The sequence below is a fragment of the Methylobacterium sp. AC315 genome (genome assembly GCF_979253755.1).
On sequence record NZ_CEEDEA010000003.1, the window covers coordinates 319,293 to 338,592 of the forward strand.

Below are 19,300 nucleotides of genomic sequence, written 5' to 3' on the forward strand. Positions count from 1 at the left end.
CGCGAACCTCCTCCCGGCCGATGGCCATCGGCTTTCGGCTTCGATGGTGATGCGGGAGGCGATGCGCTTCCGTGCCCGTGTGTCTACGGACCACATGGGTTGGACGATTCAGTTCCTGAGGATCGATACCCCATACCTGATAACCCGCCCCGTCATTCCGGGCTCGCCTGCGGCGCCCCGGAATGACGGCGTGTGGCCGCATCGATCCCCCCCGCGCGATGAACGAGACTGCTCTTTCCGCGCGTGCTTTCGCGGGATTGAAGCGCGTCCGGCGCGTCGCGCCGTGCGTGCACCCACGGTCTCGCCCGAGCCGTGTGTCCCGCGGCGCGGCGTGGGGCGTTTCAGGGTCCGGACGCGTGGTCCGAGAACCGGCGGACGCCTGCTGTGTTTTGCCGCCCTGATCCCAGCTTGACCGGTCTCACGCGATGCGTGAACGCTCGGGTCGGGCGATACCCGCCCGCGTAAATACGGCGTGGCGGCCGCCCGTGCGGCGGCTCGGAGGATGGATGGCGCACCGGAACCCTGTCCCGATGAGCGCGCTCGTGCTCGGCGTGGCCGGCCTCATCCCGTTCCTGGGCTTCGCGGCGCTCGCAGTCTCGGGCTCGGACGGCGGCTTGAGCAGCATCGGTCTGTCGCCTCGGACGATCCTGTCGGCGTATGGCGCGGTGATCGCGTCGTTCCTGGGCGGCATCCGCTGGGGCGCGGCCGCAGCCCGCAACTCCGGCAACGGGGATTATGTCGTCGCGATCGTGCCGTCGCTGGTGGCCTGGGCCGCGATGGCGGCGCCGGCCCCCTGGGACTTGCGCGTGCTCGGCGTCCTCGTCCTGGCCTGGGGCCTGATCGATCAGGATCTGCCCCGACGCGGCCTCGTGCCGCTCTGGCTCGGCCGCCTGCGGCTGGTCCTGTCCGGCGTGGCCGGAGCCGCCTTGTTGGTGGCATCCTGAGCGTCGGAACGGCCGTCCTACCGGATCTTCTTCTCAGCCGCTGCGGCGATGTCTTGGCGGCGCAGCAGCGCGGGCGACACCGGCGGTGACCGCCGACGCCCGGTGGTGGGGATCGGAGCATCGGATAGGCGCCGGGTCGAAAACGACGGCATCGGCCGCATTGGATCGCATGCATCTCTGGGGCGATGACCGGCCCTCGGAAACCAGGGCCGCCCGGAGCCGCCCGAAAGCGCATCGCCTCGGATCGACGTCGAGCCTCTGATTCCAAACGATCGCTGCGGCCCGTCAGATCTGCCCTCCGGCGAAGAGCGCCCTAGCTGTCGCTGGCCATCTCGCGGAGCAGCCGCATCACGGCGTCGCGGCGGGCGGGTGACTTGATGGCCCGGAACAGCGACGTGACCTCGTCGCACTGCGCCGCACTGACCCCCGACGGATCGGCCGGCATGCAATCGACGCGGAAGAAGTAGGACGCCGGCACGTCGAGCGTGGCGGCGATGCGCTCCAGAAGTGAGCGCGTCGTCGGAGAAGTCTCATCGTCGATCATGGACACGAAACTCGCACTCGATCCGCTTCGCACATCGGTGCCGGAGGCGACCCCGGCCGCGGGACAGATTTCGGTCACAACCTATCGCCGAAGCGTTCAAGATGCCATCCTCAGGTTGTGGTGGTCTGCGATTTGTCGCGCTACGTGTAAAATCCGGGGCGAGCATGCCGCAAGCGAAGCATTTGGACAGGACGTTCAACCTCTTACGCGATCTCGACCGCGCGGCGACGCCGGACGAGATCGCCCATCTGCTCGTGGGCGCCTTCCGCGGATATGGGGTTTCCTACGTGATGGCCGGCATCGTGCCGGAACCCGGGCTGCCGCCGCGGCGCCACGGCGGCTTCGTCCTCGCGAGTACGATGCCGGAGGAATGGGCCCGTCGTTACGTCACCCGGGGCTACGCCCTGCACGACCCGACGGTTCGTCGGCTCTGCACCAGCGCCGTCCCGTTCGAATGGAATGCCGTACAGGCCGAGACGCCAGTCGGCGGCCGCGTCATGGACGAGGCCACGGAGTTCGGTATCCGGGCCGGCCTGACGATCCCCTTCGTGACCCTCGACGGCGAACCGGGCGGGATCAGCTTTTCCGGCGCGGCGATCGAGATCGAGGCGGCAGACCGCATCGCGGTCAATCTGGTGGCGACCTACGCGGTCGGGCAACTGCTCCTGATGAACAGCCGTCCCAGCGCAAGCGAGCCGGTGCGCCTGTCGCCGCGGGAGCGCGAGACCCTGCAATGGGCCGCCGAAGGCAAGACCGACGCGGAGATCGGGATGGTGATGGGCATCACCGCCTCGGGCGTCGATTATCATCTGCGCTCGGCGCGCACGAAGCTCGACACGGTCAACAAGGCGCACACCGTGGCGCAGGCGTTGCGGGCCGGCCTCATCACCTGAGGGCGGCACCCGCTGGGTCCGCGATCCGGCGTCAAATCCACGGTTGCATCGGCGCTGGGCGATACACGTAACCCTACGGTTTTACGTAGTACACACCCGAGCCCGAACGCGGAACACTCACGGCATCGAGACGTGAGGTTGTTTCATGATCCATGTGGTCACCCCCGCCAACGCCTGTCGCTATGGCGACGCGATGGAGCAGGCTTGGCGCCTGCGGCACCAGATCTTCGTCGAGGAGAAGGGCTGGACCGACCTGGCCCGTCCGGACGGACGCGAGATCGACCAGTTCGATACGCCGCACGCGGTGCACTTCCTGGCCATGGAGGGCGATACCGTCATCGGCTACAGCCGCCTCCTGCCGACCACGCGCCCGCACCTCCTCTCCGACGTCTACCCGGAACTCTGCGAGGGCGCGCGTCCCGCCGGCCCGCACCTCTGGGAATGGACCCGGCAGGGCGTCGCCCGCTCGCACCGCGCCCGGGGCCGTGTGGTCAACCCGGTCTCGATCGCCCTGCTCACCGGCATCGTGGAATGGGGCATGGCGCACGGGCTCACCGGCCTGCTGCTGCAGATGCCGACCCTTTACATGATCCACGTCATCCAGCTGCATTTCCGCGCCCAGCCGCTGGGCCTTCCGGTCCAGATCGGCGGCGAGGACATCATGGCGGCGACCGCCGCCTTCGACGCCCGCACCCTGGCGCGCCTTCGCACGGTCCACGGCGACAGCCGCTCCGTCCTCGTGTCCGAGCCGGCCTACCTGGCCGCCTGATGAGAACCAACGCCATGAACGATAGCCACCTGGACACCCTCGCGGCGCAGTGCCTCTCGGTGCGCGACCTGATCGATTCGGTCGGCGATCCGCTGATGCGGGCCGCGATCGACCTGCTGCTGATCGAGGTCGGCCGGGCGCTGGCCCAGAGCTGCGGGGGGGATGGACAGGCTGAGGCCTGACCCGGACGAACCGCGTACCGCCCTCCGGCGGCCGACGGCGACCTCGAACAAGAACGGCGGACGCCTCGGGGCGCCCGCCGTTCGGATTCCGACAGGAATGGACCTGTCAGACGCCCATCGCGGTCTTCAGGTTCTGATCGACCTTGTCGAGGAAGCCCGTGGTGGAGAGCCACTTCTGATCGGGTCCGACCAGGAGCGCGAGGTCCTTGGTCATATGCCCGGCCTCGACGGTGTCGACGCAGACCTTCTCGAGGGTCGCCGAGAACTTGGCGAGGTCGTCGTTGCCGTCGAGCTTGGCGCGGTGCGACAGGCCACGGGTCCAGGCGAAGATCGAGGCGATCGAGTTGGTCGAGGTCTCGCGGCCCTTCTGGTGCTCGCGGAAGTGCCGCGTGACCGTGCCGTGGGCGGCCTCTGCCTCGACGGTCTGGCCGTCCGGGGTCATCAGCACCGAGGTCATCAGGCCGAGCGAGCCGAAGCCTTGCGCGGCGGTGTCCGACTGCACGTCGCCGTCGTAGTTCTTGCACGCCCAGACGTAGCCGCCGGACCACTTCAGGCACGAGGCGACCATGTCGTCGATCAGGCGGTGCTCGTAGGTGATCCCGAGCGGCTTGAACTTGGCCTCGAACTCCTCCTCGTAGACCTTCTGGAACAGGTCCTTGAACCGGCCGTCATAGGCCTTGAGGATGGTGTTCTTGGTCGACAGGTAGACCGGGTACTTGCGGGCGAGGCCGTAGTTCAGCGAGGCGCGGGCGAAGTCGATGATCGACTGGTCCAGGTTGTACATCGACATCGCGACGCCGGCGTCCGGGAACTTGAACACCTCCTTCTCGATGACGGTGCCGTCGTCGCCCTCGAACTTGATGGTCAGGCGCCCCTTGCCGGGCACCTTGAAGTCGGTGGCGCGGTACTGGTCGCCGTAGGCGTGGCGGCCGATCACGAAGGGCTGGGTCCAGCCGGGCACGAGGCGCGGGACGTTCTTGCAGATGATGGGCTCGCGGAAGATCACGCCGCCCAGGATGTTGCGGATCGTGCCGTTGGGCGACCGCCACATCTCCTTGAGGCCGAATTCCTGCACCCGCTGCTCGTCGGGGGTGATGGTGGCGCACTTCACGCCGACGCCGTGGCGCTTGATCGCCTCGGCGGCATCGACCGTGACCTTGTCGCCGGTGGCGTCGCGGTGCTCCACGCCGAGGTCGTAATATTCGAGGTCGACGTCGAGATAGGGATGGATGAGCTTGTTCTTGATCTCGGCCCAGATGATCCGGGTCATCTCGTCGCCGTCGAGTTCAACGACGGGGTTCGCTACCTTGATCTTCGCCATGGACCGATGCCTTCTCGCGTTGTCCCCGCGCACGGCATGCAAGGGCCGTGCGGTCGCCCGCCCAACCGTCGATTGGGTACGTTTCGCCCCGGCGACATAGCGCGGCCCTTCCGGCAGCGGAAGGCGCGGGCTGTCATCCGGGCGGCATCGTCACCCGGCCCTCGACGGGCGGTCGCCGGCTGTGCCAGAGGGCCGGCATGACGACCCAAGACCCGCAGGACCAGGCACCGGCCAAGCTCACCGAGGTGCCGGCCGGAATCGCCCCGGTGGTGATCCTGGTGGAGCCGCAGCTCGCCGAGAATATCGGGATGACCGCCCGGGCCATGGCCAATTTCGGCCTGTCGGAGCTGCGCTTGGTCAACCCGAAGAACGGCTGGCCCAAGAAGGGCGTGCGCGAGGCGGCCTCGGGGGCGACCCACGTGCTCGACCGGGCGACGATCCATGCCAGCGTCGCCGAGGCGATCGGCGATCTGCATTACGTGCTCGCCACCACGGCGCGGGAGCGCGGTCAGATGAAGCGGGTCTTCGCGCCTGAGGACGCGATGGGCGAGGTGGTCGCCCGGCAGGGGCAGCGCGTCGCGGTGATGTTCGGCCGCGAGCGGGTCGGGTTGATGAACGACGAGGTGTCGTTGGCCGACGCCATCATCACCTTCCCGGTCTCGCCGGACTTCCCGTCGCTGAACCTGGCTCAGGCGGTGCTGCTGGTCGGCTACGCCTGGCGGCAGGCCAGCGGCCGGGCTGTGCTGCCGTTCTCGGGCGAGCTGCTGTCGCCGCCGGCGAGCCGCGAGGCCCTGATATCCCTGTTCGGGAGCCTGGAGGCGGCCCTCGACGGAGCCCGGTTCTACCCGCCCGAGAAGCGCGACATCATCGCCCGCAACATGCGCGACATGCTCCACCGCATGGGCCTGACCGAGCAGGACGTGCGCACCTTCCGGGGCGCGTTGCGGGCGCTGACACGAAAAGAACCTCAGAAAGGGGCCTGACCTGGGCAGCTGATCAGGCGTCGACTTGCATGTCGGGCGGCTTGCCGCCGCCGAAGCAGCGCCCGACCGCCTCCCAGAACGCCGCCTGCTCCTCCGGGGTACAGAGGGCCACGCGGGCCTCGACCAGGGCCCGGCCCTCCCGCGCATCGGCCGTCGCGGCGACGTCCGCCTCGCTCGGGTGTTCCGCCTCGTTCATGAAAGCCTCCGCAACCGGTGAAAAAAGCCGGCCCGTCCCGGCACGGTTCCGTTATGCGCCGCAATCGGGCATGGAGGCGCCGCGTGTCCGTTCCCGTCCGCGGGGCGGCGCGGATCGGTCTGGCCGCCTGCCGGCGGGAGAGGGCGGGGTACCGGGTGCGGCTCAGCGTCGACAATCTCGCCTGCCGCCGTTCCGGCCGGCGGATCTTCTCCGGCCTGACCTTCGCCCTCGGGCCCGGCGACGCCCTGGCGGTGACCGGGCGGAACGGCGCGGGCAAGTCGAGCCTGCTCGCCATCCTGACGGGCCGGCTGCGGCCCGATGCCGGGCGCATCGCCTTGTCCGAGGTCGGCGAGGCGAGCCTGCCCGAATGCCTCCATGCAATCGGCCACCGCGACGGCCTCAAGAGTTCGCTGTCGGCCGGCGAGAATCTGCGCTTCGCGCAGAGCCTCCTCGGCGCTCCGCGCCTGTCGCCCCGGGAGGCCCTGGACCGGCTCGGCCTCGGCCACGCCCACGATTTGCCGGTCGGCTATCTGTCGGCCGGCCAGAGGCGGCGCGTGGCCCTGGCGCGGCTGCTGGTCTGCGCGCGCCCGCTCTGGCTCCTGGACGAGCCGACCGCGGCCCTCGATACCGGCTCGCAGGCCCTCCTCGCTGGCCTGATGGCGGCCCACCGGGCGGGCGGCGGCCTGGTGATCGCCGCCACCCACCAGCCGCTGGGCCTCGACGGGGCGGCGGAGTTGCGCATCGAGCCCGGGACCGGGCCGGAGCCCGAGCCCGCGGAGGATTGGGCGTGACCCGTGCCATCCTCGCGCTGATCGCCCGCGACCTGCGGCTCGCCGGCCGCGTCGGCGGCTCCGGCGCCCTGTCGCTGGTGTTCTTCCTGATGATCGTCGCCCTGGTGCCGTTCGCGCTCGGACCCGATCTCAACCTGCTGTCGCGGATCGGCCCGGCCATCCTGTGGCTCGCCGCGGTGCTCTCGACCCTGATCGGCCTCGATCGCTTGTTCCAGGCCGACGAGGAGGACGGATCCCTCGACCTGATGACCGCCGCCCCGGTGCCCCTCGAAGGCGTGGTGCTCGCCAAGGTCACGGCGCACTGGCTGACGACGGGACTGCCCTTGGCGCTGGCCTCGCCGCTCTTCGGCCTGCTCGTCGCCCTCGACGGCACCGCCATGGGCGCCACCGCGCTGACGCTGCTCGCCGGAACCCCGGCACTCAGCTTCATCGGCGCGGTCGGGGCGGCGCTGACGGCCTCGATCCGCCGGGGCGGGCTGATTCTCGCGGTCCTGGTCCTGCCGCTGATGATCCCGAGCCTGATCTTCGGCGTCTCGGCCGCCCAGGCGGCGACGGGGGGCACGGTGCCGTTCCTCGTGCCGCTCGCGGTGCTAACGGCGCTGACCCTGATCGCCGCCGTGGTCGGGACGCTTGCGGCGGCGGCGGCTTTGCGCTGGCCGGAGTGACACGTGATCACCTGCCGCCATGCCTCAAATCATCATATCGAATTGTCTCGATCTAATCCATTGAGTTTTCGGACAAGATCTTCAGTAGATAATCGTATTCTCCGTCGATATCTTCCGTGCCGCGGAATGTCGAAATTTCTATATGATTGTCATCGAAGCACTCTATTTCGAGTCGCAGACCATATAATGTCGCATCAACCCTAATTGTGTCTGGACGGTCACGGGCGAGACGAAATTTAACTTTCGATTTTTCGAGAAGATTCAAAATTCTAAAAATAGATACAGATTCCATTCTTATGCCTCCTACTTCTTGAAGCGATTATCAAATAATAGTTTATGTGCTTTCTTGGCTCCGGGTTCATTAGCTCGCGCGGCAGCCTTCAAATCTGAGACATCCATTCCGAGGAATTGTCGAGGGAATTCGCGATAAATTTTTCCTACGCAGTTGGCCTCGATATACTCCTGGCATGTTTCGGCAATTTGCTGATAATTTGATCCAGGGCGCGAGTTTTCCGCTTCACGCGCCCACTGTCCGGCATTGGGTTGGCCGGCGGGTACACGAGGCTGTTCTGGCGAATACGCTCGTTGAAGAGCAAGTCGCAGCTTTAAAAGCTTAAATTCGAATGTGAGGCCAGCCACAAGGCTGCGTAGCAACGCCACTTCGAATGACGGATTTGAGCGTAACGCCATTCACGGACGGCCCTCTTTCCCATATGGACTGAGAGACTTGTATCGGAATTAAAGCCTATTTACAAGGAAAAAATGACCACCCGAGAACCTATGATGGCTTCGCCGAAGCTCGCCGTGTCGCTGGGCTTGCTCCGACCGATGCGTTGACGCGACATCGGACCGTGTCTATAGAGCGCGCTTCGCCGAGAGGCCGCGCTTTCGCGCGCGCTGCGTCTCGGCTATCGCCTGACAACCTGATGCGACGACCGATTCCCGGCTGAGCCGGCCCGTCGGCATCGCCCGACGAAGAGAACGAGGACTCCATGGCCAACACCGCTTCGGCCAAGAAAATGACCCGCAAGATCGAGAAGCGCACGGCGGTCAACCGCTCGCGCCGCTCGCGCATGCGCACCTTCGTCCGCAAGGTCGAGGAGGCGATCGCCGCCGGCAACCAGCAGGACGCGCTGACCGCTTTGCGGGCCGCCGAACCCGAGATGATGCGCGCTGCCCAGCACGGCATCGTTCACAAGAACAACGCCTCGCGGAAGGTCTCGCGCCTGGCCGCCCGGGTGAAGGCGCTGGCCGCCTAATCCCGCCACCGCAGCACGTAAGACGACACCAAGCCCGGCCTTCGCGCCGGGCTTTTTCGTGTCCGCGTTCCGGAGCGCCGCCGGCCGGCCTGGTCCGGCCCGGGTCGCGAAGCGTTAACCCTAGGCCAGAATTTCGCACGTTGCGGAGTCTTGGGGTGGCGTGTAGCTTAACAAAAACTGACTGTGTTCAAGAAAAGACCGCCGATTTCGGGACGTGAGCGAATCATTCCGATTCGCCAAGACTCTATCCAGCGACCCGGTTGAGTCGGAGAAGACTTGCAGTTGCGAATCTGGGCCGTCCCCACAAGTCCCACTGTTAAAGGAACTGTAGGTAATTGTTGATAGGCTCTTCCAATCGGCAAAAGTTCCTTGGTGGGGAGTTGACTCCGCCAGCGGAGTCTGTCCCGCCCGATTATGCGGGACGCTGAGGGCGTAAATCGTGCGTACGCGCGGCCTGCGGGTTTCCGCCGGCGGCGTCGGGAGAGCCAGTGATGCGTGTCGACGGAACGGTGGCGAGCGACGACGAGGGCGGCCGCAGCGGCGGCAACATGGATTTCGGGCCCGCCTGGGCGCGGGTGAAGCGTCGGCTGCGCGCTGAGCTGGGCGAGGATGTGTTCGCCAGCTGGTTCGCCCGCCTGGAACTGGAGGGCGTGACCGCCGGGACGGCGCGGCTGACGGTGCCGACGCGCTTCCTCAAGAGCTGGATCGAATCACACTACCTCGACCGGGTGCTCGGCACCTTCAAGGCCGAGGCCGAGGAGATCGGCCGGATCGAAGTCGGCGTGCGCGGCACGGCCGCCCCGGTCCGTCCGGCCGCCGTCGGCGCGCCCAAGGCCGGACCGGCCAGCGGCCCGCTGGCCCGGCTCCACGCCACCGGGACGCCGACACCGGTTGCGGCCGTCGCCACGCCGTCGGAGCATCGCTCCGCCGATGCGGGCGGTGACCTCAGCGGCACGCCGCTGGACGCGCGGCTGACCTTCGCGAGCTTCGTGATCGGCCGCTCGAACGCGCTGGCCCATGCCGCCGCCGAGCGGGTCGCCCGGCACCAGGGCGAGGGCGCGCTCTACAACCCGCTCTACCTCCATGCCGGCGTCGGCCTCGGCAAGACCCACCTGCTGCACGGCATCGGCCATGCCGCCCGCGAGGCCGGCCGCCGGGTGATCTACCTGACCGCCGACCGCTTCATGTACGGCTTCGTCAACGCCCTGAAGACCCAGTCGGCCCTCGCCTACAAGGAGCGTCTGCGCGGCATCGATCTGCTGATCCTGGACGACGTCCAGTTCATTCAAGGCAAGTCGATCCAGGCGGAATTCGGCCACACCATCAACGCGCTGATCGATGCCGGCCGGCAGGTCGTCGTGGCGTCCGACCGGCCCCCGACCGAGCTGGAGGCGCTGGACGAGCGCGTGCGCTCGCGCCTGGGCGGCGGCCTCGTGGTCGAGATCACGGCCCTCGACGAGGCGCTGCGCGTCTCGATCCTGTCGGCGCGGCTCGCCGCGGTGCGGGCGGCGCATCCGGGCTTCGACGTGTCGCCGCAGGTCGCGACCTACGTGGCCCGGGCGATCACGGCCAACGGCCGCGACCTCGAAGGCGCGGTCAACCGTCTGCTGGCCCACGCCACGCTCACCGGCACCGCCGTCACGATGGAGACCGCCGAGAGCGCGATCCGCGACCTCGTGAAGAACCGCGAGCCGAAGCGCATCAAGATCGAGGATATCCAGAAGCTGGTCGCCTCGCGCTACAACGTCTCGCGCTCGGACATCCTGTCGGAGCGGCGCACCGCCGCCGTGGTCAAGCCGCGCCAGATCGCCATGTACCTGTCGAAGGTGCTGACCCTGCGCTCGCTGCCCGAGATCGGTCGCCGGTTCGGTGGACGCGACCACACCACGGTGCTGCACGCGGTGCGCAAGATCGAGAAGCAGATCGGCGAGGATACAGTTCTCGGCGACGAGGTCGAGCTGCTGAAGCGGATGCTTCAGGACTAGGATCCCGAACGGGCCCCAGGCCACCCCTCAACCATCCTAACGAGCGCGCCCGATCGAACCCCGATCGGGCGCGGTTCTGTTTTACGCGGGCTTCACGCTTGGCCGATTCGCCACGGTCCGGGATGGTGCGACGCGTATCCGCCGTGGCAGACTGGCGCCCAGCGAGTCGGCCCGGTAAGGCCGCGTCGCCAACAGGCAAGAACACGCTGGGGAACGCCGATGCCCGAAGCCTTCATCTACGATCACGTCCGCACGCCGCGCGGCCGTGGCAAGGCGGACGGAGCCCTGCACGAGGTGACGGCCCTGCGCCTCGCCGAGACCGCCCTGCGGGCCCTGAAGGACCGCAATGGCCTCGATACCGCCCTGGTGGATGACGTGATCCTGGGATGCGTCGACCCGGTGGGCGAGGCGGGGGGCGACATCGCCCGCGCCGCCGCGCTGGTGAGCGACTATGGCGACCACGTCCCGGGCATCCAGATCAACCGCTTCTGCGCGTCGGGCCTCGACGCGGTGAATTTCGCCGCCGCGCAGGTGATGAGCGGCCAGCACGAGATGGCGGTGGGGGGCGGCGTCGAATCGATGAGCCGCATCGGCATCGGCGCGTCCGGGGGCGCCTGGCCGGTCGATCCGGCGATCGCCATCAAGTCGTACTTCATGCCGCAGGGCGTCTCGGCGGACCTGATCGCCACCAAGTACGGGTTCTCGCGGGACGATTGCGACGCCTACGCGGTGCGATCGCAGGCGCGCTCGGCCAAGTCCTGGGCGGACGGGCTGTTTAACGGCTCGGTGGTTCCGGTCCGCGACGTGAACGGCATCACGCTGCTCGATCGCGACGAGCATATGCGGCCGGGCACCGACATGCAGTCGCTCGCCGCGCTGAAGGCCTCCTTCGTCCAGATGGGCCAGATGGGCGGGTTCGACGCGGTGGCGACCGACGCGCACCCGGATGTCGAGACGGTCAACCACGTCCACCATGCCGGCAATTCGTCGGGCATCGTCGATGGCGCCGCCGCCGTGCTGATCGGCTCGCAGGCGGCCGGCGCCGCCGCGGGCCTGCGGCCGCGGGCGCGGATCCGGGCGTTTGCCAACATCGGTTCGGATCCGGCCCTGATGCTCACGGGGCCGGTGGACGTCACGCGCAAGGTTCTGGCCCGGTCCGGGCTGAGCCTCTCCGACATCGATCTGTTCGAGGTGAACGAGGCCTTTGCGGCGGTGGTGCTGCGCTTTTGCCAGGCGTTCGACCTCGATCCCGAAATCGTCAACGTCACCGGCGGCGCGATCGCCCTGGGCCACCCGCTCGGGGCGACCGGCGCGATGATCCTCGGAACGGTGCTCGACGAGCTGGAGCGCACCGGCAAGGAGCGCGCGCTGGTGACGCTCTGCATCGGTGCCGGCATGGGCACCGCCACGATCATCGAGCGCGTCTGAGCGACGGTGCGGCGCGGGGGCCGGTCACGGCCGCTCCCCAAAGCCCGGGAACGCTGCTAGAGGCGCGGGCGACGGTCGGCCCGAATCCGGGCCGGACGATAAAACATTGGGAGTCGAGCCCTTGAACCGCCTGATCGCGACGCTCTGCCTGGGCGTCTCCCTGAGCATACCGCTGGCCGCACGTGCCGACGATGCGTCCGACCGTATCACCGAAGCCACGTCGCTGGTGAATAAGACCCTGATCAAGAACCTTCAGACCGGCTTCAACGTCGCCCTGGAGAAGACCGTTGCGGCGATGCCGGAATCGCGCGCCGAGGCCGTGCGCAAGGAGCTCACGGACGAGTTCGAGAAGCAGCGCGGCATCATGATCGAGGGGCTGTCGAAGGAATACGCCCAGAAGTTCACGCTCGCGGAGCTGAAGCATCTGGACGAGATCTACGCCGATCCGACCTACCTCAAGTTCCAGACGATGAACGCCGACCCCAACTCGGCGGTGACGGCGATCTCGCAGAACTCGGTGACGAAGTTGCTCAACATGCTGGCGGTGGCCGCCGCCACCGACAACGCCCCGAAGACCGGTGCGCCGCCGGTGCCGCCCCCGGCGGCTCCCCCTGCACCGGCGCCGAAGTAGCCGATGCCGTTCCCCGCGCGCGATCGGCTGGTCTCAGGCCGCGCGCGCGGCCGCCCGATGGGCGAAGCCGTCCACCCGGGGCAGGTCTTCGAGCTTGGGCTTGGCGAAGTGATAGCCCTGCACGAGCGTGATCCCGAGACCGCGCAGGGCATCGAGTTCCCCCGCGGTCTCGACGCCCTCGGCCAGAACCGTGACGCCGAGCGCGCGGGCGATGGCGATGATTCCGGACACGATCGCGTGGCGGCCGGAATCCGTGTCGATGCTGCGCACGAGCTCCATGTCGATCTTGATCAGGTCGGGACGGAAATTCGCCAGCAGGTTCAGCCCCGCGAAGCCGGCGCCGAAATCATCGAGCGCCGTCAGGAAGCCCTGCCTGCGGTAGGCGGCGACGATGCGCTTCACATGCTCGATGTCGCGGAACCGCTCCTGTTCGGTGAACTCGAACATGATCCGCCGATACGAGAAGTCGACGCGTCGCGCGGCCTCCAGCGAGGCGCGGATGCAGGCGTTCGGCTCGTAGACCGCGTTCGGCATGAAGTTGATCGACAGCCGCGTGTCGCTGTCCCGCGGGAACAGGCGCCCGGCCAATTCGATCGCCTTGACGCGCGCGGCCTGGTCGAACTGGTAGCGATTCGCGTCGGTGACCCGGTCGAGGATGGTGCCGGCCGGTTCGCCGTTGGGCCCGCGCACCAGGGCTTCGTAGGCCCAGACGTGCCCGGATCCGAGGTCGAGGATCGGCTGAAACGCCATTGTGAAGTCGAAATCGAGGGCGGCCCCGTCGCGGCATGCGCGGCAGCCAATGTCCTTCGTCATATGCCGAATCCGTCGGTACCCCCCGACCGGCGGATCATGCGCTACGGCGCTCAATGCAACCTTAACGTACAACCACCGGCTTTTAGACGGCGTGACTTTGGGAGGACGGCACGATGACGCTGACCGATTTCCGTTTTGAGACCGATAGAGACGGCGTTGCGGTGGCGACCTGGGATATGCCGGGCCGTTCGATGAACGTGATCACCGAAGCGGTGATGGATCAGCTCGAGCAGATCATCGAGCGGGTCGCCTCGGACGCGGCGATCAAGGGTTGCGTGATCGCCACCGGCAAGGACAACTTCTCCGGTGGCGCCGACCTCACGATGCTGCAGGGGCTCGGCCGGGCCTATGAGCAGTTGAAGGCCGAGCAGGGCGAGGAGGTGGCGATGCGCCACTTCTTCGAGGCGTCGCGGCGCCTGTCGCTGCTGTTCCGGCGGCTTGAGACCTGCGGCAAGCCGTTCGCTGCCGCGATCCAGGGCTTGTGCCTGGGTGGCGCCTTCGAGCTCGCCCTGTCCTGCCACCACCGCATCGCCTCGGACGATGCCAAGACACGGCTCGGGCTGCCGGAGATCAAGGTCGGGCTGTTCCCGGGCGGCGGCGGCACCCAGCGGGTCGCGCGGCTGATGCAGACCGGCGACGCGCTCCAGATGCTGTTCAAGGGCGAGCAGATCCGCGCGCCGATGGCCAAGGGCATGGGGCTGATCCACGCGGTGGCGCCGCAGGCCGAGATCGTCGAGCGCGCCAAGGCCTGGATCCGCGACGGCGGCTCGGCGGTGGCACCCTGGGACGTGCCGAAGTTCAAGGCACCCTCCGGCAAGGTCTACTCGCCCGCCGGCATGATGATCTGGCCGCCGGCCAACGCGATCTACCGCCGCGAGACGCACGACAATTACCCGGCCGCCAAGGCGATCCTGGCCTCGGTCTACGAGGGTCTGCAGCTGCCCATGGACCTCGCCCTGCGGGTCGAGAGCCGGTACTTCGCGCATATCCTGCGCTCGAAGGAGGCGGCGGCGATGATCCGCACGCTGTTCATCTCCATGGGCGAGCTGAACAAGGGTGCCCGCCGGCCGAAGGACGTCCCGGCCACCAACCTGAAGCGGGTCGGCGTGATCGGCGCCGGCTTCATGGGCGCGGGCGTCGCCTACGTCACGGCCCAGGCCGGGATCGAGGTCGTCCTGGTCGACCAGTCGATCGAGGCCGCCGAGAAGGGCAAGGCCTACGCCCACACGCTGATTACCGGCCAGATCAACAAGGGCCGCGCCAAGACCGCGGACCGCGACGCGCTGCTCGGCCGGATCACCACCACGGCGGATTACGCCACGCTCAGCGGTTGCGACCTCGTGATCGAGGCGGTGTTCGAGGACCCCAAGGTGAAGGCCGAGGTGATCCAGAAGGTCGAGGCAGTGATCGGCGCCGATACGATCTTCGCCTCCAACACCTCGACCCTGCCGATCTCCGGCCTGGCGAAGAACTCGCAGCGGCCAGACCGGTTCGTCGGCATCCATTTCTTCTCGCCCGTGGAGAAGATGATGCTGGTCGAGATCATCAAGGGCGAGGCCACCGGGGACGCGGCGCTCGCCACCGCCCTCGATTACGTGCGGCTGATCAAGAAGACGCCGATCGTCGTGAACGACGCCCGCGGCTTCTTCGCCAACCGCTGCGTCGGCGCCTACATCCTGGAGGGGCACAAGATGCTCGCCGAGGGCGTGCCGCCCGCCATGATCGAGAGCGCAGGGCGCCAGGCCGGCATGCCGGTCGGGCCGCTCTCGCTCAACGACGAGGTCGCCCTCGACCTCGTGCTCAAGATCGCCAAGGCCACCGAGGCGCAGGTCGGGGCGGATGCGGTCGACCCCGCCCAGAAGACGATCCTCACCGCCATGGTGGAGGGCCAGGGCCGGCTCGGGCGCAAGAACCGCAAGGGGTTCTACGATTACCCCGAAGGCGCACCCAAGCGCCTCTGGCCGGGCCTGGCCGACCTGCAGCCCAACCGGATCACCCCGGAGGCAGTCGATTTCAACGAGCTGAAGCAGCGGCTCCTGGTGGTGCAGGCGCTGGAAGCCGCCCGCACCGTCGGCGAAGGCGTGGTCACCGATCCCCGGGAGGCCGATGTCGGCTCGATCCTGGGCTTCGGCTTCGCCCCCTTCACGGGCGGCACCCTGTCCTACATCGACTTCATGGGGGCGGCCTCCTTCGTGGCCCTCGCCCGCGGCCTGGAGGCCAAGCACGGCCCCCGCTTCCGGGTCCCCGACACCCTGGCCGCCATGGCCGAGCAGGGCGGAACGTTCTACGCGGCGGAGAAGCGCGCAGCCTGATCTTTCAGCAGACCCTCATAAGACCAGGGACTGAGAGCCGTTCCCGATCGCTCCGGGAACGGCTCGGCTTACTGCGTCTCCGGCTAATTGGACGTCGGCATGTGGCTTCGAGCGATGTCGAGCGCCCAGTCACGGTGCTTCAGCATTGCCTCGCGGCAGCCTGATCCTCATCACGCGACACGGAGCTTCGCACCGAGCATCCGGGCGAGCAGTTCCACATCGCCGGCGTTGTCGGAAAGCAGGTCGGTGATGTCTCCGACCTCCAGCGCCTTCACGTGGCGGCAGCGCATGCCGTAGCGGCCCGCCGTGCAGGTGCATCTGAGTTGCGGGCCGCCCGTCCGCTCTTCCAGCACGATGTCGTATCGCTTGCCGGTCGAGCCTCGCACGGAGAAGCTCAGCGCCGAGGGGGCGGCCGGGAAAGCGGCCAGCGCGCGGTCGCTGATCGGTCCCGCAGCCTGGCGGGGGAGGGACGGGCCGCCCGTCACCCGGGTGACCGGGACGCCGATCGCCGCCGCGAGGCCGTGGACGTCCGGCGTCTCGGTCTGGCGCATGGCCGCCAGGGCGATCGCCGCGCAGGCATAGGCATCCTCTCCGGCGTCGTGGTGCTCGAAGCGGATTCCGAGGCGCCGGGCCACCTTGCCGAGGCCGCAGCCCTCCGGTGCCGGGAAGACCCGGCGGGCGATCTGGACGGTGCAGAGATAGGACAGAGCCGGAACCGGCAGGCCCGCCCGGGCCAAGCCCGCGCGGAGCACGCCGATGTCGAAGCTGGCGTTGTGCGCCAGGATCAGCCCGCGGGTCAGATCGCCGAGATAGGGCGCCATCACGCCGGCGAAATCCGGCTCGTTGGCCACGTTGGCGGGCAGGATGCCGTGGACCCGGATGTTGCCCGGCGAGAACCGCATCTCCGGCGGCCGGATCAGGTGGCTCTCCCGGCGCACGACGCGCCCGTCCGCGATCCAGGCAAGACCCACCGCGCAGGCACTGTCGCGCCGCTCGTTGGCCGTCTCGAAGTCGAGGGCCAGGACCGTCATCGCGGGTGGACCATGCCGTGGAACGTTCTCGGGGTGTTCCCGAACCGTCTAAGCCCCCGCGACCAGCGCTTCAACCCTGCGCCACCATCCCGAGCCAATCATCCTCCGACACGACCCGGACGCCGTGCTTCTCGGCATCCTTGAGCTTCGAGCCGGCCCCGGGGCCCGCGACCACGAGGTCGGTCTTGGCCGAAACCGATCCGGAGACCTTCGCGCCGAGCCGCTCGGCCACGGCCTTGGCCTCGTTGCGGGTCATCTTCTCCAGGGTGCCGGTGAAGACCACGGTCTGGCCGGCGAAGGCCGAGGCGGCCGCCGGACGCTCCATCGGCGCGACCGTGACTTCCGCGATCAGGGCCGTGACGGCGTCGGCATTGTGCGGCTCGGAGAAGAACAGGATCAGCGCGTCGGTCGCCACGGGCCCGATCTCGCCATCGTCGGCAAACAGCCGGTAAGCGTCCCCGGGCTTCTGCTCGGCGGCCCGGGCGAGGGCGGCCCGCACGGCATCGGCATCGCCGTAATGCTGCAGCAGGTTTTCCCGCTGGGGGGCGCTGAGCCGCGCGCGCGGCGCATCGGACGGTGCGTCGGAATGTGCGTCGTCAGGAAAGCCGAGATCGAGCAGGCGGTCTCGGGTCGTGTCGCCGATCCTGTCCACGGACCGCAGCTCGACCCAGTCCGGCCCCGGCTGCACGGCCGCCGCGTCCTTGATCGCGGCGATGAGGGACGGCATGTCCGAAAACCGCTTGGCCAGCGCCTTGGCGGTGGCCTCGCCGATCTGCGGGATGCCGAGGGCGAACAGCAGCCGGTTCATCGGGACCGACCGGCGGGCCTCGACCCCGGCCAGCAGGTTCTTGATCGCCTTGTCTTCGTCGTCGCCCTTCCTCTTGGCGGCCTTCTTCGGCGGCTCGATGGCGCCGGCCTCGGCGCGCCGCTCGGCCGAAAGCGCCTCGCGCCGGGCCACGACGGCCGCCTTCAGGGTCTCGAAATCCAGGCGGAACAGATCAGCGGGCTGGCGCACCAGCCCGGCTTCGAACAGCACCTCGATGTAGGTCTCGCCGAAACCCTCGATATCGAAACCGTTGCGCGAGACGAAGTGCTTCAGCCGCTCGACCCCCTGCGCCGGGCAGATCAGGCCGCCGGTGCAGCGCCGGATCGCGTCCGGGCGTCCGGTGCGCGGGTTGACCGCCCGCACGGCGCGGCTGCCGCAGGCCGGGCAGGTCTCGGGGAAGGCGTAGGGCTGCGAATCCGCCGGGCGCTTGGCGAGGTCGACATCCATCACTTTCGGGATGACGTCGCCGGCCCGCACCACGGTGACGGTGTCGCCGACGCGGATGTCCCGGCCGTCGCGGATCGGCGCGCCGTCGCCCCCGACGCCCTTCACGTAGCCCTCGTTGTGGAGCGTCGCGTTGGACACGACCACGCCGCCCACCGTCACGGGCCGCAGCTTCGCGAGGGGGTTGAGCGAGCCGGTGCGGCCGACATTGATGACGATGTCCTCCACCACCGTCGTCGCCTCCTGGGCGGCGAACTTGTGCGCCAGCGCCCAGCGCGGCGAGCGGGAGACGAAGCCGAGCCGCTTCTGCAACGCGAGGTCGTCCACCTTGTAGACGACGCCGTCGATGTCGTAGCCGAGCCCGGCCCGGTCCGCCTCGATCCGGCGGTAGTGACCGAGAATCGCGTCGATGTCGGTGAACGTGCGGGTCAGGGGGTTCACCGGCAGGCCCCAGCTGGCGAACCGTTCGAGGGCGCCGGACTGGGTCTCGGCGATCGGTGCCGAGAGCTCGCCCCAGGCATAGGCGAAGAACTTCAGCGGCCGGGACGCCGTGATGCCGGGATCGAGCTGGCGCAGGCTGCCGGCGGCGGCGTTGCGCGGGTTGGCGAAGAGCGGCTTGCCGGACGCCTCTTGGCGCACGTTGATCGCGGCGAAATCGGCGTGGGACAGGTAAACCTCCCCACGGATCTCGCAGATCTCCGGCCATCCGGTCCCCGCGAGCGAGGCCGGTATGTCGTGGACGGTGCGGGCGTTGGCGGTGACGTTTTCGCCGACCTCGCCGTCTCCGCGGGTGGCTGCCGTCTCGAGCGCGCCGTTCACGTAGCGCAGCGACAACGACAGGCCGTCGATCTTCGGCTCCGCCGTGAAGGCCAGGGGCGCGTCCTCGGGCCAGCCCAGGAAGCGCCGGACCCGAGCCGCGAACTCGGCGACTTCCTCCGCATCGAAGGCGTTGCCCAGCGAGAGCATCGGCACGGCGTGCCGCACCTTGGCGAACTTCTCCGAGGGCTTGGCGCCGACCGACGTGCTGGCCGCCCCGGTCCCGGCGAGATCGGGAAACCGGGTCTCGATCTCCTCCAGCCGGCGGCGCAGGCGGTCGTACTCCGCGTCCGAGATCTCGGGCGCGTCCTCCTGGTAGTAGAGCCTGTCGGCCTCCTGGATCGCGTCCGAGAGCCGGGCATGCTCGGTGCGCGCCTCCTCGGCTGTCAGGTCGAGGTCGGGCGTGTCGGGCTTCGCAGCTGGCATGTGGGCGTTCTAGCGCATCGCGGGCCCGGGGGGAGTCGGCC

At 68.5% G+C, this 19,300-nt stretch carries 19 protein-coding genes; 12 read left to right on the forward strand and 7 right to left on the reverse strand.

The features are described 5' to 3' along the window. Positions 1-506: 506 nt before the first annotated feature. Positions 507-944: a DUF3429 domain-containing protein gene (locus tag AC0IY0_RS06715; protein ID WP_147907109.1), complete on the forward strand. Its 438-nt coding sequence runs from the start codon at positions 507-509 to the stop codon at positions 942-944. A 313-nt stretch (positions 945-1,257) separates the two neighbouring features. On the opposite strand, the gene AC0IY0_RS06720 is transcribed toward AC0IY0_RS06715, so the two are convergent. Then, positions 1,258-1,488: a hypothetical protein gene (locus AC0IY0_RS06720; protein WP_147907110.1), complete on the reverse strand. Its 231-nt coding sequence runs from the start codon at positions 1,486-1,488 to the stop codon at positions 1,258-1,260. A gap of 164 nt (positions 1,489-1,652) precedes the next feature. Between AC0IY0_RS06720 and AC0IY0_RS06725 the strand changes: the two genes are divergently transcribed. The 3 genes from AC0IY0_RS06725 to AC0IY0_RS06735 all read left to right on the forward strand — a co-directional run bounded on the left by AC0IY0_RS06725 (position 1,653) and on the right by AC0IY0_RS06735 (position 3,332). Further along, complete coding sequence (locus AC0IY0_RS06725) at positions 1,653-2,381, forward strand: autoinducer binding domain-containing protein (RefSeq protein WP_147907111.1); 729 nt, start codon at positions 1,653-1,655, stop codon at positions 2,379-2,381. 145 nt (positions 2,382-2,526) lie between these two features. Continuing rightward, the gene (locus AC0IY0_RS06730; protein ID WP_147907112.1) at positions 2,527-3,150 is read left to right on the forward strand and encodes an acyl-homoserine-lactone synthase; all 624 of its coding nucleotides are present in this window, start codon (positions 2,527-2,529) and stop codon (positions 3,148-3,150) included. Positions 3,151-3,164: 14 nt separating this feature from the next. Next, complete coding sequence (locus tag AC0IY0_RS06735) at positions 3,165-3,332, forward strand: hypothetical protein (RefSeq protein WP_238259382.1); 168 nt, start codon at positions 3,165-3,167, stop codon at positions 3,330-3,332. A 106-nt stretch (positions 3,333-3,438) separates the two neighbouring features. Here the strand turns inward: AC0IY0_RS06735 and AC0IY0_RS06740 are convergent, their stop codons facing one another. Continuing rightward, complete coding sequence (locus tag AC0IY0_RS06740; RefSeq protein ID WP_147907113.1) at positions 3,439-4,653, reverse strand: NADP-dependent isocitrate dehydrogenase; 1,215 nt, start codon at positions 4,651-4,653, stop codon at positions 3,439-3,441. 197 nt (positions 4,654-4,850) lie between these two features. On the opposite strand from AC0IY0_RS06740, the gene AC0IY0_RS06745 reads away from it, so the two are divergent. Continuing rightward, positions 4,851-5,636, forward strand: coding sequence for an RNA methyltransferase (locus tag AC0IY0_RS06745; RefSeq protein ID WP_471763365.1), 786 nt, complete (start codon positions 4,851-4,853; stop codon positions 5,634-5,636). 13 nt (positions 5,637-5,649) lie between these two features. Here the strand turns inward: AC0IY0_RS06745 and AC0IY0_RS06750 are convergent, their stop codons facing one another. After that, positions 5,650-5,832 (reverse strand): hypothetical protein, encoded by a 183-nt coding sequence (locus AC0IY0_RS06750; protein ID WP_147907115.1) that lies wholly within the window; start codon positions 5,830-5,832, stop codon positions 5,650-5,652. Between the two features lie 155 nt (positions 5,833-5,987). On the opposite strand from AC0IY0_RS06750, the gene ccmA reads away from it, so the two are divergent. Next, on the forward strand, positions 5,988-6,623 hold the full coding sequence (gene ccmA, locus AC0IY0_RS06755; protein ID WP_147938888.1) for a heme ABC exporter ATP-binding protein CcmA: 636 nt from the start codon (positions 5,988-5,990) through the stop codon (positions 6,621-6,623). Further along, positions 6,620-7,288 (forward strand): heme exporter protein CcmB, encoded by a 669-nt coding sequence (gene ccmB, locus AC0IY0_RS06760; protein WP_147856438.1) that lies wholly within the window; start codon positions 6,620-6,622, stop codon positions 7,286-7,288. Before ccmA ends, ccmB begins: the two co-directional genes overlap by 4 nt. A 303-nt stretch (positions 7,289-7,591) precedes the next feature. Here ccmB and AC0IY0_RS06765 read toward each other — a convergent pair whose 3' ends face one another. Further along, on the reverse strand, positions 7,592-7,978 hold the full coding sequence (locus tag AC0IY0_RS06765; RefSeq protein WP_471763366.1) for a hypothetical protein: 387 nt from the start codon (positions 7,976-7,978) through the stop codon (positions 7,592-7,594). 302 nt (positions 7,979-8,280) lie between these two features. Here AC0IY0_RS06765 and rpsT point away from each other — a divergent pair, with 302 nt between their 5' ends. The 4 genes from rpsT (at position 8,281) to AC0IY0_RS06785 (ending at position 12,591) form a co-directional block, all read left to right on the forward strand. Next, positions 8,281-8,547: a 30S ribosomal protein S20 gene (gene rpsT, locus AC0IY0_RS06770; protein WP_147856441.1), complete on the forward strand. Its 267-nt coding sequence runs from the start codon at positions 8,281-8,283 to the stop codon at positions 8,545-8,547. Positions 8,548-9,038: 491 nt separating this feature from the next. Continuing rightward, positions 9,039-10,532 (forward strand): chromosomal replication initiator protein DnaA, encoded by a 1,494-nt coding sequence (dnaA, locus tag AC0IY0_RS06775; protein ID WP_147907119.1) that lies wholly within the window; start codon positions 9,039-9,041, stop codon positions 10,530-10,532. A gap of 219 nt (positions 10,533-10,751) precedes the next feature. Continuing rightward, the gene (locus AC0IY0_RS06780) at positions 10,752-11,960 is read left to right on the forward strand and encodes an acetyl-CoA C-acetyltransferase (protein ID WP_147907120.1); all 1,209 of its coding nucleotides are present in this window, start codon (positions 10,752-10,754) and stop codon (positions 11,958-11,960) included. A 121-nt stretch (positions 11,961-12,081) separates the two neighbouring features. Next, positions 12,082-12,591, forward strand: a complete 510-nt coding sequence (locus tag AC0IY0_RS06785) for a DUF2059 domain-containing protein (protein ID WP_147907121.1) — start codon at positions 12,082-12,084, stop codon at positions 12,589-12,591. Positions 12,592-12,624: 33 nt separating this feature from the next. Here AC0IY0_RS06785 and AC0IY0_RS06790 read toward each other — a convergent pair whose 3' ends face one another. Further along, positions 12,625-13,404: an EAL domain-containing protein gene (locus AC0IY0_RS06790; RefSeq protein ID WP_147907122.1), complete on the reverse strand. Its 780-nt coding sequence runs from the start codon at positions 13,402-13,404 to the stop codon at positions 12,625-12,627. Positions 13,405-13,517: 113 nt separating this feature from the next. On the opposite strand from AC0IY0_RS06790, the gene AC0IY0_RS06795 reads away from it, so the two are divergent. Beyond that, positions 13,518-15,716 carry a 3-hydroxyacyl-CoA dehydrogenase NAD-binding domain-containing protein gene (locus AC0IY0_RS06795; protein ID WP_471763367.1) on the forward strand — a complete coding sequence of 733 codons (2,199 nt, stop codon included), beginning with the start codon at positions 13,518-13,520 and terminating at the stop codon, positions 15,714-15,716. 170 nt (positions 15,717-15,886) lie between these two features. On the opposite strand, the gene AC0IY0_RS06800 is transcribed toward AC0IY0_RS06795, so the two are convergent. Together AC0IY0_RS06800 and ligA are read right to left on the reverse strand one after the other, a co-directional pair. After that, positions 15,887-16,747, reverse strand: coding sequence for a 3'-5' exonuclease (locus AC0IY0_RS06800; RefSeq protein ID WP_471763368.1), 861 nt, complete (start codon positions 16,745-16,747; stop codon positions 15,887-15,889). A 70-nt stretch (positions 16,748-16,817) separates the two neighbouring features. Beyond that, a complete protein-coding gene (gene ligA, locus AC0IY0_RS06805) occupies positions 16,818-19,259 on the reverse strand; it encodes an NAD-dependent DNA ligase LigA (protein ID WP_471763369.1) in 2,442 nt (813 codons plus the stop codon). Positions 19,260-19,300 lie beyond the last annotated feature (41 nt).